Raw genomic sequence first — 14,631 nt, forward strand, 5'->3', positions numbered from 1 at the left:
AGCGGCGCGCGCGGTGTATCAAGAGTGTCGTGCAGCTCGCACCGCCGCCGGCGAAGGGATTCGTACTGTGCAACGTCCTGATGTGAGGGCCGGGTTGGCCGTATCGGCCGCAGCCTCGCTCGTGTTGGCCGCCGGCTGTTCGGGGGGTGGCGGCGCCGGTCCGACGGACGGCCGGAGCGCCGCGTCCCCGGCGCCCGCCACGTCCGCACCGGCCTCCCCCGCCTCCCCGTCCCCCGCGGCGCCGCCCGCGAAGGGCACGGTGAAGGTGGTGCGGACGCTCACCGAGGGGCTGAAGTCGCCGTGGGGGCTGGCCGCGCTGCCCGACGGCGATCTGCTGGTCTCCTCCCGGGACGAGGGGACGATCACCCGCGTCGACGGGGAGAGCGGCGAGCAGACCGTGCTCGGCTCCGTACCCGGAGTGGCCCCGGCGGGCGAGGGCGGGCTGATGGGCCTCGCCCTCTCGCCCTCGTACGCCTCCGACCACCTCGTCTACGCGTACTTCACCACCGAGTCGGACAACCGCATCGCCCGCATGCTGTACGACGAGAAGAAGCCGGCCGGACAGCAGCTCGGCGCACCGGACACGGTCCTGCGGGGCATCCCCAAGGGGACGGTCCACAACGGCGGGCGGATCGCCTTCGGCCCGGACAAGATGCTGTACGCGGGCACGGGCGAGACGGGTGAGACGGGCCTGGCGCAGGACAGGGCGTCCCTGGGCGGCAAGATCCTGCGCATGACCCCGGACGGGCAGCCGGTCCACGGCAACCCCTCGGCGGACTCCGTCGTCTACTCGTGGGGGCACCGCAATGTGCAGGGGCTCGCGTGGGACGCGGACAAGCGGCTGTGGGCGGCCGAGTTCGGGCAGAACACCTGGGACGAGCTGAACGCGATCCAGCCGGGCGGGAACTACGGCTGGCCCGAGGCCGAGGGCAAGGCCGGGCGGTCGGGATACCTCGACCCGGTCGCCCAGTGGAAGCCGGCCGAGGCCTCGCCGAGCGGTATCGCCGTGTCGCAGGGCTCCGTCTGGCTGGCGGGGCTGCGCGGTGAACGGCTGTGGCGCGTCCCGCTGGCCGGAGCGGAACCTTCCGCGCAGCCGCAGGCGTTCCTGGGAGAGGAGTACGGCCGGCTGCGCACGGTGGCGCCGGCGGGCGGGAACAAGCTCTGGCTGGTCACGAGCGAGACGGACACGAGGGGCACGCCGGGGCCTGGCGACGACAAGATCCTCCTGCTGGAGGTGACCTGAGAGGCGGCAGCCAGTGTTCAACCTGATGGAGGAGCTCTTCGCACCGGGACGCAAGCACACCCGCGACGAGGAGCGCCGGCTCGCGCTCACCCGCCAGGACCTCGGGGACAACGATCCCTCGCGCGGCCCGATAGACCTCGGCTCGGGCAAGGTCACGATCCGCGTCGAGGCCCCGGCACCGGAGGCCCGTGAGGAGCGGGAGGCCCGCGAGACGCGGGAGGAGCGGGAGACGCGGGAGGAGCGGTAGGCGGGGCCACCGGCCGTCGCGCCGGGCACCGGTCGGGCCGGGCCCGGGTCAGGTGTCCAGGGGGTGCCAGGCGGGGCCGTCCCCGCCGCGCCGGACGCGTCCGAACTGCACGTCGGCGAAGTGGACGCCGAAGCCGATCGTGTCGGGGCGCTCCAACTCGGCGAGGAGACGGCGGCGGTGGGCCGCCGAGCGGACGGGGTCGCCGTCGAAGGCCGACGACCATGCGGGGTGGCCGGCCTGGATCGGGGAGTGCAGGGCGTCGCCGAAGGCGATCAGCCGCTGTCCGCCCGAGGCGAGGGTGTACGCGGCGTGCCCGGGCGTGTGGCCCGGGGTGAGCCGTACCCGTACGCCGGGGAACACCTCCTCCCCGTCCGCCACCGTACGGACGCGGGGCGCCAGGGCGGCGATCTCCTCGTCCGCGTCGCCTCGTGCCGCCGATGCCGCGTGAGGCGCCCATTCCGGTGCGGTCACCAGATGCGCGGCATGGGCGAAGGCGGGCCGGTCCGCGCCCGGGGCGGGGTACGAGGCCCAGCCGGTGTGGTCGGCGTGGAGGTGGGTGAAGGCGACGGCCTCGACGTCCTCGGGGCGGCGGCCCAGCCGGGCCAGGTTGTCCAGCAGGGCGCCGCCGTGGATCCGACCGCGCGGGCCCTGCGGGTCGGCCGGCCACTCCCGGGGGCCGAACCCGGCGTCGATCAGGAGGGCGCGGTCACCGTGCTCCACCAGCAGGCCGCCGATGCTCGCCACCAGGAAGCCGGACGCGTCCAGGAGCTCCGGCCGGGCGGCCCACACGGCGTCGGTGGTGTCCGGGAGCAGGTCGCGCGGCCTGAGGCGCACATCGCCGTCCGGTACGTACGTCACCTTCAGGTCGCCCAGCCGCACCGAGCGGATGCCCGCCGGTCGTCGCGACCGCTCGCCCGGCGTGTGCCGCTCCGTCGTCGTGTTCGTCATCAGCCTTCTCCCCATGGGCCGTTGGTGGCGTCGCCGCCCCCGCTGGAGCGACGACGCCACCATATGCATCAAGCTAGAACCATGCAAGCTTTAATTATTCTGGCTTGATGGAGTTGCTAGCATGAACCCATGACGAAGCAGCCGGAGACCCCGCTGGACGCCCGGCCGGAAGCGCGGGCCGCCGCCGCCGAGCGCGAGCTGTGCGGCCTGGTGAACGGACTGGCCCAGCGCATCACCGAGCACGTGCGCGAACGCGCCGTCACCCTGGGCCTCACCGCGGCTCAGGCGACGGCCCTGCGGGAGATGACCGGGCCGATGACGATGCGGGAGCTCGCCGAGCGCATGAGCTGCGAGCCGTCCAACGCCACCTTCGTCATCGACAAGCTGGAGAAGCAGGGCCTGGTCGAGCGCCGCGCCCACCCCACGGACCGCCGCGCCAAGCACCTCGTGCTCACCCCCGAGGGCGAAGCCCTGCGGGAGCGGCTCCTCGCGCTGCTGGTCCAGGACTCCCCGCTGGCCGGACTCACCGCCGAGCAGCAGGGAGTCCTGCAGAGCCTGCTCGAACAGGCCGTCACCCGCTCCTGAGCCGTTCCCGACCCGCTCCTGAGCCGTCGCCGGGCGCGGTGCTACCCGGCGTAGGTCTCGAACTCGGCGACCCGGGGCGTGGCGGTCGAGCCGGTGATCTCGAAGGTGATCTTGCTCAGTGAGGTACGGGGCACGGGGATGGCACCCGCCCCGCTGCCGGAGGCGAGAACGGCGCCGGTGTCGGCATTGACGACCCGCCAGGTGCCGACCCTGCCGGTGGCGCCCGCCGCCTCCCGGATGGCGATCAGGGACACCGTCGCCGGAGAGCCCCACTTGATAGAGACGGAACCGGTCGGGCCGGCCGGCGACCAGTAGGTGGTCATGTCACCGTCCCGGACGTTGCCGTAGCTGGTCCCGTCGGCCTTGCTGGAGCCGTCGGAGCCGGCCCCGATGCTGAGGTTGGTCCCGCCCGGCTGTGTCGGCCCCGGCGTGGGTGTGGGTGTGGGTGTCGGGGTCGGGGTGGGGGTGGGCGTGGGGGTCGGGGTGGGGGTGGGCGTGGGGGTCGGGGTGGGCGTCTGCGGCGAGCAGGCGCCGTCCGAGACGCGCAGCCCCTTGTCGGCGCCCGCCGTCCGGCTCACGACGTCCGGCACGCAGGCGGCCTGGTCGAGGGCGTACGCGTACGGGATGGCGACCGTGGTGGTGGAGCGGGGGTTCGGGCCGGCCGGGTTGTAGTCGGTACCGGGGCTGGACCAGGTCACGTTGTCGAAGACGTTGCCGCTCACCTGCCAGTAGCCGGCCGCGTCCGTGTAGAACGTGCCCAGGACGTCCTTGGAGTCCTCGAAGTAGTTGTCGTCCACCTTGGCGCGGGCACCGGCGCGGGAGTTGATGCCGGAGTCGTTGAGGCGCACGTAGTGGTTGTTGTAGAGGTGGGCCGTGCCGCCGCGCAGCAGCGGCGCGCGGGAGTCGATGTTCTCGTACAGGTTGTGGTGGAAGGTGACGAAGCCGTTCGAGAGGTCGCTCTCGCTGGACCCGATGAGGCCACCGCGGCCGGAGTTGCGCAGGATGCTGTAGGACAGGGTCACGTACTGGGTGTTGTCCTTCATGTCGAAGAGGCCGTCGTACCCCTCCGACTCCCCGCCCGAGGCCTCCAGGGTGACGTGGTCGACCCAGACGTTGCGGACGTTGCTCTCCATGCCGATGGCGTCGCCGCCGTTGGACGTGGGTGAGCCGGACTTCTTGACGTTCCGGACGGTCACGTTCTGGATGACGATGTTGCGGGCGTCGCGGATGTGGATGCCCAGCTGGTCGAAGACGGCGCCGCCGCCTACGCCGACGAGCGTGACGTTGCTGATCTGCTTGAGCTCGATCACGCCGTCGGCGGTGCTGCAGCTGGGACCCGACACCTTGCCGGTGTTGGCGTGGTTGATGGTGCCCTCGACCTGGATGGTGATGGGGGTGCTGCTGCTCGCCCGGCCGCACAGGGCCGCGTGGATCGCGGTTCCCGTGGTGGCCCGTACCGTCTGGCCGCCCGCGCCACCGGTGGTGCCGCCGTTCTGGGTGGCGTAGCCGGTGGCGCCGGCGGTCGCCGCCGACGCCTCGGGTACCGACAGCGCCACACCGGCCGCGGCCGCGAGGGCCGCGGTGGCCAGCGCCGCGGAGAGTCGCAGCGCGGCCGTTCGTCCCTTCCCCGTCGCCGTTCTCCCCGTCGCCGTTCTCGTTCTCGTCGCCCTCGTTCTCGTCGCCCTCGTCATCGCCTGGCCCTTCGTCGTCGAAGACCGGATACCGGTTGCACACCCTGGTCGTCGCTGAGGCCGTCGGGGTTGCCGCGGGGCGAGGGATCAGGCCGGGGTCTCCTGGAGGAGGCGGAGGCGGTGGGCCAGCGCGGCCGCCTCGCCGCGGCCGGAGACGCCGAGCTTCGCGAGGATGTTGGAGACGTGGACGCTCGCCGTCTTCGGCGAGATGAAGAGCTCCTCGGCTATCTGACGGTTCGTCCGACCCATCGCCACCAGGCGCAGGACGTCCTGCTCGCGGGGCGTGAGCCCGAAGCCGGCGTCCGGCTCCTCCTCCCGCGGCTCGGCGGCGGGGCCGGGAGCGGGCGCCGTCAGCGGGAGGCGGGCGCGGGCGGCGAGCAGTTCGACGTCCTCGCGCAGCGGGCGGGCGCCGAGGCGGACGGCGACCGGGTGCGCCTCGCGCAGCAGCTCGGCGGCCCGGTCCCGGCCGCCGCCCTCGGCCAGCAGGGCGTCGGCCCAGCGGTGGCGTGCGCGGGCGAGCTCGTACGGGCGCTCCAGCGGGCCGAAGGCGGCGGCCACCTCGGCCCAGCGGTCGGCGCGGCCGCGGCCCCCGGCGCGGTCCAGTTCGGCGGCGACGAAGAGGCTGTAGGCCCGCCATACGGCGACGGGCGTGGGGAGCCGCCTGGCCTGGGTGCGGATGAGGTCCAGCACCTCGGGGCGCCCTTCGTCCGCGGCGGGCAGGCCGAGGGCGTCCGCCTCGGCGGTGGCGGCGGTGAGGAGAAGCGGCCAGGCGTACCGGTAGCTGCCGGTGGTCGGGAAGCCGCCCCCGGCGGTGTCGGCCAGTCGGGCCCGTACGTCGGCGAGGCGGCCGCGGGCGGCGGCGAGGGCGAGTTCGAGGGTGATCACCGGCAGCTGGTACTGCATCATCGGGTCGTGCGTGCCGTACGCCTCGCGGGCCAGGGCCAGGCGCTCCTCGCACAGGGTCAGTTCACCGCGGAGTAGCGCGAGTTGGGCGCGCTTCAGGTGGGCGGTGCCGCGGGGCCTGGGACTGTAGGCGATGCGCTGGAGCCGCTCGGCGCCCTCGCTCGCCTCGTCCCAGTGGCCCAGGGAGATCTGGGCCTCGATGAGGTTGCCCAGGACCCAGCCCTCGCTGTCGAGGAGGCCGCGGGTGCGCGCGTACTCGATGCCCTCGGTGGCGATGCGGGCCGACTCGCGGGACCGGCCGGAGGCCTCCAGGGAGGAGGAGAGGTTCACGTAGGCGCGGCCGGCCTCGGTGCGCAGGGACAGCTCCCTGGCCCGGTCGCGTACCGCGTACATCGCGGCGAGGCCCGACTCGATGTCACCGGCGTCGACCATGAGGCCGCCGAGGGTGAGGCGGGCGTTGAGCTCGATCGGCTCCGCCTGGACGAGCCGGGCGTACTCGACGGCCTGTTCGGCGGCGGCGAGGCTTTCGGGGCCGGGGGCGTGCAGCATGCCCCAGCCGGCGGCGACGGCCAGCACCTGGGCGTGCACGGCGGATGGCGGCAGGCCGCGCACCAGCTCCTGGGCGGTGGCGATCTCGGCCCAGCCGTCGCCCCGCCCGAGGTTCGAGATGAGCCGGGAGCGCTCGGTCCAGAACCAGGCGGCGCGCAGGTGGTCGTTGTCGCCGTCGAGGAGGCGCAGCGCGCGCTTCACTATCTTCAGGGCCCGTTCGCGCTCGCCGCACAGCCGGGCGGCGACGGCGGCCTCGGCCAGCAGGTCGAGGTAGCTGAGGGGGGTGTTGTCGGGGTCGCAGCCGCAGGCGGGGTAGGCGTCGGCGTAGTCGATGGGCCGCAGGGAGGCGCGGACCTGGGCGGGGACGTCGTCCCACAGCTCCATGGCCCGCTCCAGCAGCCGCAGTTGCTCGGCGTGGGCGTGGCGCTTGCGGGCCTCGGAGGCGGCCCGCAGGACGACGGGGAGCGCCTTGCTGGCGTCGTGGGCGTGGTACCAGTAACTGGCCAGCCGGGTGGAGCGCTCGTCGGCCCGTACGAGGCAGGGGTCGGCCTCCAGTGCTTCGGCGTACCGGCGGTTGAGGCGGGAGCGCTCGCCGGGCAGCAGGTCGTCGCTGACGGCCTCGCGCACCAGGGAGTGGCGGAAGCGGTAGCCCTCGCCGTCGGGGACGGCGAGCAGGATGTTGGCGTTGACGGCGGCGCGCAGCGCCTCGATGAGGTCGTCCTCGGGGAGCCGGGCGACGGCGGCGAGGAGCCCGTACTCCACGGTGGAGCCGCCCTCGGCGACGATCCTGACGACCTTCTGGGCGTCCTCGGGGAGCCGCTCGACGCGGACCAGCAGCAGGTCGCGCAGGGAGTCGCTGAGCTCGCCGGGGGCGCCGCTCTCACGGCAGACGACGAGCTCCTCGACGAAGAAGGCGTTGCCGTCGGAGCGGCCGAAGATGTCGTCGACGAGGGCGGGGGCGGGCTCGGCGGCGAGGATGCCGGTCAGCTGGCGGTGCACCTCGGTGCGGGTGAAGCGGGACAGCTCGATGCGGCGCACCGTGCGCATCCGGTCGAGCTCGGCGAGGAGGGGCCGCAGCGGATGGCGGCGGTGGATGTCGTCGGACCGGTAGGTGCCGACCACGACGAGCCGGCCGCGGCGCAGGGTGCGGAAGAGATAGGCGAGGAGGTGGCGGGTGGAGGCGTCGGCCCAGTGGAGGTCCTCCAGGGCGAGGACGACCGTGCGGTCGGCGGCGATGCGCTCCAGCAGACGGACGGTCAGCTCGAAGAGGCGGGCGGTGCTGTCCTCGTTGTACGGCTCGTGGCCGTAGGCGTCGCCGCCGAGCTCGGGCAGCAGCCGGGCCAGCTCGCCCTCCTGGCCCTCGGCGGCGGCGGCCAGCTCCTCGGGGAGCCGGCGGCGCAGCGAGCGCAGCGCGGTGGAGAACGGCGCGAAGGGCAGGCCGTCGGCGCCGATCTCGACACAGCCGCCGACGGCGACCACGGCGCCCTGCCGGCACACCTCGTCGAGGAACTCCTCCAGCAGGCGGGTCTTGCCGACGCCGGCCTCACCGCCGACGACCAACGCCTGGGGCTCCCCCGCGGCGGCGCGGGAGAGCGCTTCGGTGAGCGCGGTCAGTTCACCGGCTCTGCCGACGAACACCGGGCTGACGGACCTGGTTTCCACGATGCCGAGCATCGCACAGGCGTCTGACATCGCGGGACCTGTTTCTCCGGAGGGGTCCGCATACCGGGACGGGCCCGGCCCCGCCGGGAAACCGGTACCCGTACCGGTACGGATGCCGGGCCGGTACGGAGGCCGGACCGGTACGGATGCCGGGCCGGGCCCCGATCCCCCGACGGGGCCCGGCTTCCCGACTGCCTCCGTCGGGCGGGGGGGGTCAGGCGGCGGGGGCGAATCGCTCCCGCTCTCCGCCGCCGCCGGTACTCACCCGCCCCTCGGGCCCGTGGCCGCCGGACCGGCGGCGGGCGGTACGCCGCGCCTTGCGCGCGGCCCGGGCCAGCCGCTCGGCGTCGGCCTCGCGGAGAAGTTCGGCGTGGCGGTCCCGGTGCGGTTCGTACGTGAGCATCTCGGTCTCCCTGAGTCCTGAGCGAGGTGTGGTTCGCGGCGCGTTCGCCGCATGCCTCGACTCTCGCGTCCCAGGGGGTGCTCCCACATCGGGAGAGTGCCGCATGTTGGCGCCCCGGGGGGCCTTAGACGCCGGCCGACCCTACCTAGGGGGGTACCGGGTGGGACTCACGGCACCAGTTCGCCGTCCTCGCTCGCGCGCTGGCCGGCGATCCTCGTCGGGGTGGTGGCGCGGCGGTCGGGGGTCTCGATGCTGATGCGGGGCAGGAGGCGGTCGAGCCAGCGGGGAAGCCACCAGTTGGCGCCGCCGAGCATGTGCATGAGGGCCGGGACCAGCAGGGTGCGGAGCACGAAGGCGTCGAGGGCGACGGCGGCGGCGAGGCCGATGCCGAACATCGCGATGACGCGGTCGCCGGAGAGGACGAAGGCCAGGAAGACGGCGATCATGATGACGGCCGCGGAGTTGATGACCCGGCTGGTCTCGGCGAGGCCGACGCGGACCGCGCGGCGGTTGTCGCCGGTCTCCAGCCACTCCTCGTACATCCGGCTGACGAGGAAGACCTGGTAGTCCATGGAGAGGCCGAAGAGGACCGAGACGGCGATCACCGGGAGGAAGGGTTCGATGGGGCCGGCCCGGCCGAGGCCGAGGAGCTCGCTGCCCCAGCCCCACTGGAAGACCGCGACGACGATGCCGAAGGCGGCGGCGACGGCGGCGATGTTCATCGCGGCGGCCTTGAGCGGGATGCCGAGGGAGCGGAAGGCGACCAGGAGCAGCAGACAGCCGAGCGCGATGACGACGCCGACGAAGAGCGGCAGTTTGCCGACGATGACCTGCGCGAAGTCGTCGTAGCCGGCGGTGATGCCGCCGACGTACACCTCCAGGGAGGTGCCGTGCTCGGCGCCCGGCAGGACGTCGCCGCGGAGGCGTTCGACGAGCTCGCTGGTGTGCTGGGACTGCGGCGCGGAGTCCGGTACGACGGTGAGGACGGCGGTGTTGCCGCTGCCGCTGTACGCGACCGGGCTGACCGCCTCGACGCCCTTGGTGGCGCGCAGCACCTCGGGCAGCCGGGCCAGCGCGATCCGGTCGTCGGCGCCGTCGAGCTCGGCGACCAGGGTGAGGGGCCCGTTGACGCCGGGGCCGAAGCCCTCGGCGAGGAGGTCGTACGCCTTGCGGGTGGTGGTGCCGGCCGGGTTGTTGCCCTGGTCGGAGGTGCCCAGGTGGAGGCCGAACGTGGGCAGGGCCAGGACCAGCATGACGACGGCGGCGAGGGAGCCGAGCAGCTTGGGGTGGCGTTCGACGAAGGCGGACCAGCGGGCGGCGAAGCCGGTGGGCAGCTCCGGCTGCGGGCCGTGCTCGGCGAGGCGGCGGCGTTCGCGGCGCGAGAGGGCCCGCATGCCGATGAAGGACAGCAGTGCGGGCAGGAGGGTGATGGACGCGGCGACGGTGAGGATGACGGTGAGCGACGCGGCGAGGGCGACGCCGTTGAGGAAGCCGAGCCGCAGGATGAGCATGCCGAGCAGCGCGATGCACACGGTGGCGCCGGCGAAGACGACGGCCCGGCCGGTGGTGGCGACGGCGTTCTCGGCGGCTTCGGCGACCGACAGGCCGCGTTTGAGGCCCTTGCGGTGCCGGGTGACGATGAAGAGCGCGTAGTCGATGCCGACGCCGAGACCGACGAGCATGCCGAGCATGGGGGCGAAGTCGGCGACCGTCATGGCGTGGCCGAGCAGTCCGATGCCCGCGTACGCCGTGCCGACGCCGACGATCGCGGTGGCGATGGGCAGGAGGCTGGCGGCGAGGGAGCCGAAGGCGAGGAACAGGACGACGGCGGCGACGGCCACGCCGACGATCTCGGCGGCGTGCGAGGTGGGGGCCTCGGTGAGCGCGATGGCGCTGCCCCCGAGCTCCACCCGGACGCCGTCGGAGGCGGCCTCGCGCGCGGTGTCGACGACGGCCCGGGCCTGCTCCTCGGGGATGTCGTCGACGGGGTGCTCGAAGGTGACGGTGGCGTAGGCGGTGCGGCCGTCCTCGCTGATCTGGCCGGAGGCGGCGCCGTACGGGCTGGTGACGGCGGCGACGCCGGGGAGCTCGGCGACCTCGTCCAGCATGTCGGTCATGCGCTGTTCGAGAGCGGTGGCGCGGACGCTGCCGCGGTCCGTGTGCCAGACGATGGTGTCGCCGTCACCGCCGGCGCCGCCGAAGCCCTCCTCCAGGAGGGCCGCCGCGCGCCCGGACTCGGTGCCGGGGACGCCGTAGTCGTTGGAGTACGCGGGGCCTGCGGCGCTCGCGGCCGCCGTGACGCCGCCGAAGGCAAGGAGCCAGAGCAGGACGGCGACGAGGCGGTGGTTGATGCACCACCGTGCGAGGGCTGCCAACGGGTTTGCTCCCTGAGTGGTTCTTGCTCTTTATCGGGAACTGCCCGCAAAGAACGCATGACCTTCGGATAGTCACTCTGGCAGCCTAAAATGATCGTTTGTCCGTTTCGTGGGCTTACTCACAGCGTTGACCGCGACCGCTGCGAGCAGGCCCACCCCGGACTCGGCACTCAGCCCGAGACGCTCGCGCGCCCGTTCTCGATGTGGCCCATGAGGCGGCGCCGGAAGCCGTCGGGGCCCGTCACCTCGATGTCGTACCAGCCGTGCGCGTCGGCGGCGGAGTGCACGACGGTACGGCTGCGGCCGGGCTTCACGGTGAGGGTGCGAGTCCAGTCGCCGAGGTCGGCCTCGTCGACGTACCCGAGCGGGCGGACGGTGAAGGCGGCGGGGGCGGTGCCGTCGTTGCGCAGCGTGAGGTGGACGTCGCGCTCGGCCGGGTCGAGGTGCGAGGTGACCTGGGCACCGCCGGAGACCGGGCCGGCGAACTCGCGGCGGAAGCCGTTGGGGCCGGTGATCGTGAAGCGGTAGGCGCCCCCGGTGAGCCCGGTAAGGGGCACCCTCCATTGCGCCGTGCCCCTTACATCGCGGTGCTGCGGGGTGGCGAACTCGCCCGCGTACGGATAGAGGGCGAGCGGGGCACTGGCCGCGCCGCTGTTGCTGAGCGTGACGGTCAGGGTGTCGCCGTCGACGCGCCCGTACGCGTCCGGCTGGTACGGCAACGGGCGCGCGGGGCGGGTACCGGGCTCCTGGACGGGCATGTGCTGGACCAGCGGGGGCTGCGGCCGCCAGCGGCCGGTGAAGGGCGGGACCGCGCCCGGCCGGTCGACCTCCGGCTGCGGGCGGCCGCGCCGGAAGTCGAAGGCGGAGGTGAGGTCGCCGGTGACCCGGCGGCGCCAGGGTGTGATCTGGGGTTCCTGCACCCCGGTCCACTTCTCCAGGAAGCGGATCACCGAGGTGTGGTCGAAGACCTCGGAGCAGACGTAGCCGCCGACCGTCCAGGGCGAGACGACGAGCAGCGGCACCCGGATGCCGAGCCCGGTGGGCAGGCCCTTCCACCGCTCGTCGGTGTCGTCGGCGGGCGGCACGGGCGGCGGGACGTGGTCGAAGAAGCCGTCGTTCTCGTCGTAGTTGATCAGCAGGACGGTGTGGCGCCAGACCTCGGGGTGGGAGGCGAGGGCGTCCAGCACCTTGTAGACGAGGGTGGCCGAGGCGATCGGGGAGGAGGAGCCGGGGTGCTCGGAGTCGATCGCGGACGGTACGAGGTAGGAGACCTCGGGGAGCGCGCCCGCGGCCACGTCGGCCCGGAAAGCGTCCGCGAGCGTGCCGGACTCGACGCGCCGCAGCCCGCGCTCGAAGAGGGAGCGCTCCGGCGGGGTGAGCGTGGCGACGCCCTCCTCCAGGGCGGCGAGCAGCCGGGCCCGCTCGGCGGCGTCGCCGGTGTCGCGCACGGCCGCGTAGAACGACTCCATGTAGGTGTGGCCGCCGGTGCGGGCCAGGGCCTTGCGGGCGATCTTCTTGAAGGTGGTGAAGAACTCGATGTTGTTGTCGGTGAAGTTCTCCCACTCCGTGTACGTCTTCCAGCTGCGGCCCGCCTTCTCCAGGCGCTCGGCGTAGGTCGGCCACGGGTAGCCGGGGTGGGTGCCCTCGGCGTACGCGGCGTTCGTCACGGCGCGCGACCCGTCGGCCTCGAAGCCGGTCCAGCCGGACCACAGGTGGTTGCGGTTGGGGCTGGTGGAGGTGTGGATGGAGGAGTGGTACGCGTCGCAGATGGTGAAGGTGTCCGCGAGCTCGTAGTGCAGCGGGATGTCGCGCCGGTCGTAGTACGCCATGGTGGCGGCGGTCTTCGCCGAGACCCAGCCGTCCATCCAGCCGTCGCGCCACGCCTTGGCGCCGCCGCTCCAGGAGTGGTCGAGGTCGCCGATGTACTGGAGGTCCTTCTTCTGCGCCTCGGCGGCGTCCCGGACGGGGAAGGGCAGCACGGTGCGGCCGAGCGACGCGGGCTGCTCGAACACCGGCTTGCCGGAGGGCAGTTCGACGGCGTTGCGGTCTCCGAAGCCGCGAACGCCGCGCAGGGTGCCGAAGTAGTGGTCGAAGGAACGGTTCTCCTGCATCAGGATCACCACGTGCTTCACGGCGCGCAGCCCGCCGCCGGCCGGCTCGGCGGCGAGCGCGGACCGCAACGACGGTGGCAGGAGCGACCCGGCGGCAGCGGCGCCGAGGACGCCTGCCCCGAGCGCGAGCACGTTCCTGCGCGATGTCCCCCGCGGGTTCTCCGGTGACAAGCCCGACCTCCCAGTCGACGTCCCAAGTCACCCAATGGTCCGGGTGCGATCCATTGAGTGGTACGGGCCGGACGGTAGTGAGCCCACGTGGACCTGGGAAGGCTCCGGGAGGGCCGGAAGGTGAACGTCCAACAGGTCGTGAGGGAAGTCCAAGCGAGGGACGGGGGCCGGACGGACGGGAGCAGCGGGTGGTTCCGGGCCGGACCATTGGCGCCACCGGGCCGCCGGTTCCTGGCCAGAACACGCCATGGGCGCATGCCGCGCGCGACAGTGGGCAGCAGATCCTCACCCCCCACGGGACATCGCCCGGTCCCCGGTCGCGGCCCGCGCCACCCCACACGGGTGGCGAGCACCGCCGCCGGGACCGGGCGACCCACGCCGACGCGGCCGTACGCGTACAGCGCTCGCGCACGCGCACGAAGACCCCCACACCACGGCCGAGTGCCCCATGGCCCCTCGCCTGTCGAGGCCTCGGAGGAGTCACACCGGGAGCCCGTCAGCGGAAACGCCGACGGGCGGTACGGCCGCCTTGCGACAGCCGTACCGCCCGTCGATCCACTCGCGCCCTCCCGTCCCACCGCTCAGCGCGGTGGGTGCTCACCCGGTCCGCTGATGTTGTCCGCCAGGGGCGTGGGCGAGAGGGCGCTGTCCTCCTCGCCGGGCTCCAGCAGCGTCTGCGCGGCTCCGATGATCAACGGGTCGGGCTCTCCGACCACCTCCGGGTCCTTGCGGTCGTAGTCGATGCGCCAGAGCAGGTGCCGCATCGCCTCCAGGCGTGCGCGGCGCTTGTCGTTGGACTTGACGACCGTCCACGGCGCCTCCGCCGTGTCGGTCGCCCGGAACATGGCGACCTTCGCCTCGGTGTAGTCGTCCCACCGGTCGAGGGACGCGAGATCCGTCGGCGAGAGTTTCCACTGCCGTACGGGATCCACCTGGCGGATCGCGAATCGGGTCCGCTGCTCGGCGCGGGAGACCGAGAACCAGAATTTGACCAGGAGTATCCCGTCCTCGACCAGCAGCCGCTCGAATTGGGGGCATTGCCGCAGGAACAGTTCGTACTGCTCCTGCGTGCAAAAGCCCATCACCTTTTCCACGCCGGCCCGGTTGTACCAGGACCGGTCGAAGAAAACGATCTCACCGGGTCCCGGGAGATGGGAGACGTAACGCTGGAAATACCACTGTCCGGCCTCCCGTTCGGTCGGTTTGTCCAGGGCGACGACCCGGGCGCCGCGGGGGTTGAGGCGTTCCATGAACCGTTGTATGGTCCCGCCCTTGCCCGCGGCGTCCCGGCCTTCGCAGATCACGGCCAGCCGCCCACCGGTGTCCTTGATCCACCGCTGGAGCTTCAGCAGCTCGATCTGCAGCACGCGTTTGGCGTGCTCGTATTCCGCGCGCCGCACTTTGCGGTCGTACGGGTAATTCTCCTGCCACGTACGGATGGGTTTCCCGTCCCCGTCCAGCAGGATGGGCTGCTCGGGCCGGCTGTCATCGACGGTCAGCCCGTTCAGCAGCTCCTTGTCCCGGTGCACCGGAACCGCCTACCAGCGATACCAGCGACCGCGCGTTCCGGTCGGCCCTGTGGACCGCATCACGAAACCGAGCAGCCACACCACGAGGACGATGACGGCTATCCACCACAGAGCCTTCAGTGCGAATCCCGCACCGAAAAGGATCAGGGCGAGAAGAAGAACGAGAAGCAAGGGAACCATTGTTTTCCACCTCCGCTCCGCCGTATGCCCCGCT

11 protein-coding genes are annotated in these 14,631 nt (G+C 72.8%); 3 read left to right on the forward strand and 8 right to left on the reverse strand.

Annotated features, from left to right (window positions below; genetic code table 11):
• Positions 1 to 67: 67 nt before the first annotated feature.
• Entirely contained in the window at positions 68 to 1,243 is a 1,176-nt protein-coding gene (locus AC07FJ_RS10130; RefSeq protein ID WP_479047301.1) for a PQQ-dependent sugar dehydrogenase, read from the forward strand.
• A 13-nt stretch (positions 1,244 to 1,256) separates the two neighbouring features.
• On the forward strand, positions 1,257 to 1,490 hold the full coding sequence (locus AC07FJ_RS10135) for a DUF6191 domain-containing protein (RefSeq protein ID WP_479047303.1): 234 nt from the start codon (positions 1,257 to 1,259) through the stop codon (positions 1,488 to 1,490).
• Positions 1,491 to 1,538: 48 nt separating this feature from the next.
• Here AC07FJ_RS10135 and AC07FJ_RS10140 read toward each other — a convergent pair whose 3' ends face one another.
• Positions 1,539 to 2,438, reverse strand: a complete 900-nt coding sequence (locus AC07FJ_RS10140) for an MBL fold metallo-hydrolase (protein ID WP_479047305.1) — start codon at positions 2,436 to 2,438, stop codon at positions 1,539 to 1,541.
• 129 nt (positions 2,439 to 2,567) lie between these two features.
• Here AC07FJ_RS10140 and AC07FJ_RS10145 point away from each other — a divergent pair, with 129 nt between their 5' ends.
• Positions 2,568 to 3,023, forward strand: coding sequence for a MarR family winged helix-turn-helix transcriptional regulator (locus AC07FJ_RS10145; RefSeq protein ID WP_361418626.1), 456 nt, complete (start codon positions 2,568 to 2,570; stop codon positions 3,021 to 3,023).
• 41 nt (positions 3,024 to 3,064) lie between these two features.
• On the opposite strand, the gene AC07FJ_RS10150 is transcribed toward AC07FJ_RS10145, so the two are convergent.
• The 7 genes from AC07FJ_RS10150 to AC07FJ_RS10180 form a co-directional block, all read right to left on the reverse strand.
• The gene (locus tag AC07FJ_RS10150) at positions 3,065 to 4,714 is read right to left on the reverse strand and encodes a pectate lyase family protein (protein WP_479047308.1); all 1,650 of its coding nucleotides are present in this window, start codon (positions 4,712 to 4,714) and stop codon (positions 3,065 to 3,067) included.
• An 87-nt stretch (positions 4,715 to 4,801) separates the two neighbouring features.
• Positions 4,802 to 7,840, reverse strand: coding sequence for a helix-turn-helix transcriptional regulator (locus tag AC07FJ_RS10155; protein WP_479048292.1), 3,039 nt, complete (start codon positions 7,838 to 7,840; stop codon positions 4,802 to 4,804).
• Positions 7,841 to 8,042: 202 nt separating this feature from the next.
• Entirely contained in the window at positions 8,043 to 8,231 is a 189-nt protein-coding gene (locus AC07FJ_RS10160; protein ID WP_361418635.1) for a hypothetical protein, read from the reverse strand.
• A gap of 167 nt (positions 8,232 to 8,398) precedes the next feature.
• Positions 8,399 to 10,606 carry an MMPL family transporter gene (locus tag AC07FJ_RS10165; protein ID WP_479047311.1) on the reverse strand — a complete coding sequence of 736 codons (2,208 nt, stop codon included), beginning with the start codon at positions 10,604 to 10,606 and terminating at the stop codon, positions 8,399 to 8,401.
• 170 nt (positions 10,607 to 10,776) lie between these two features.
• Complete coding sequence (locus AC07FJ_RS10170; protein WP_479047313.1) at positions 10,777 to 12,888, reverse strand: phosphocholine-specific phospholipase C; 2,112 nt, start codon at positions 12,886 to 12,888, stop codon at positions 10,777 to 10,779.
• Between the two features lie 581 nt (positions 12,889 to 13,469).
• The gene (ppk2, locus tag AC07FJ_RS10175; RefSeq protein ID WP_479047316.1) at positions 13,470 to 14,417 is read right to left on the reverse strand and encodes a polyphosphate kinase 2; all 948 of its coding nucleotides are present in this window, start codon (positions 14,415 to 14,417) and stop codon (positions 13,470 to 13,472) included.
• Positions 14,418 to 14,426: 9 nt separating this feature from the next.
• Positions 14,427 to 14,597, reverse strand: a complete 171-nt coding sequence (locus AC07FJ_RS10180; RefSeq protein WP_361418644.1) for a DUF5670 family protein — start codon at positions 14,595 to 14,597, stop codon at positions 14,427 to 14,429.
• Positions 14,598 to 14,631: the final 34 nt, after the last annotated feature.

The organism is Streptomyces sp. NPDC045998, from assembly GCF_056430285.1.

Excerpts from the sequence above, each read along its gene's own strand:
- AC07FJ_RS10145 (WP_361418626.1), top strand. The coding sequence starts at position 2,568 with ATGACGAAGCAGCCGGAGACCCCGCTGGACGCCCGGCCGGAAGCGCGG.
- AC07FJ_RS10155 (WP_479048292.1), bottom strand. The coding sequence starts at position 7,840 with ATGCTCGGCATCGTGGAAACCAGGTCCGTCAGCCCGGTGTTCGTCGGC.
- AC07FJ_RS10160 (WP_361418635.1), bottom strand. The coding sequence starts at position 8,231 with ATGCTCACGTACGAACCGCACCGGGACCGCCACGCCGAACTTCTCCGC.
- AC07FJ_RS10150 (WP_479047308.1), bottom strand. The coding sequence starts at position 4,714 with ATGACGAGGGCGACGAGAACGAGGGCGACGAGAACGAGAACGGCGACG.
- AC07FJ_RS10180 (WP_361418644.1), bottom strand. The coding sequence starts at position 14,597 with ATGGTTCCCTTGCTTCTCGTTCTTCTTCTCGCCCTGATCCTTTTCGGT.
- AC07FJ_RS10140 (WP_479047305.1), bottom strand. The coding sequence starts at position 2,438 with ATGACGAACACGACGACGGAGCGGCACACGCCGGGCGAGCGGTCGCGA.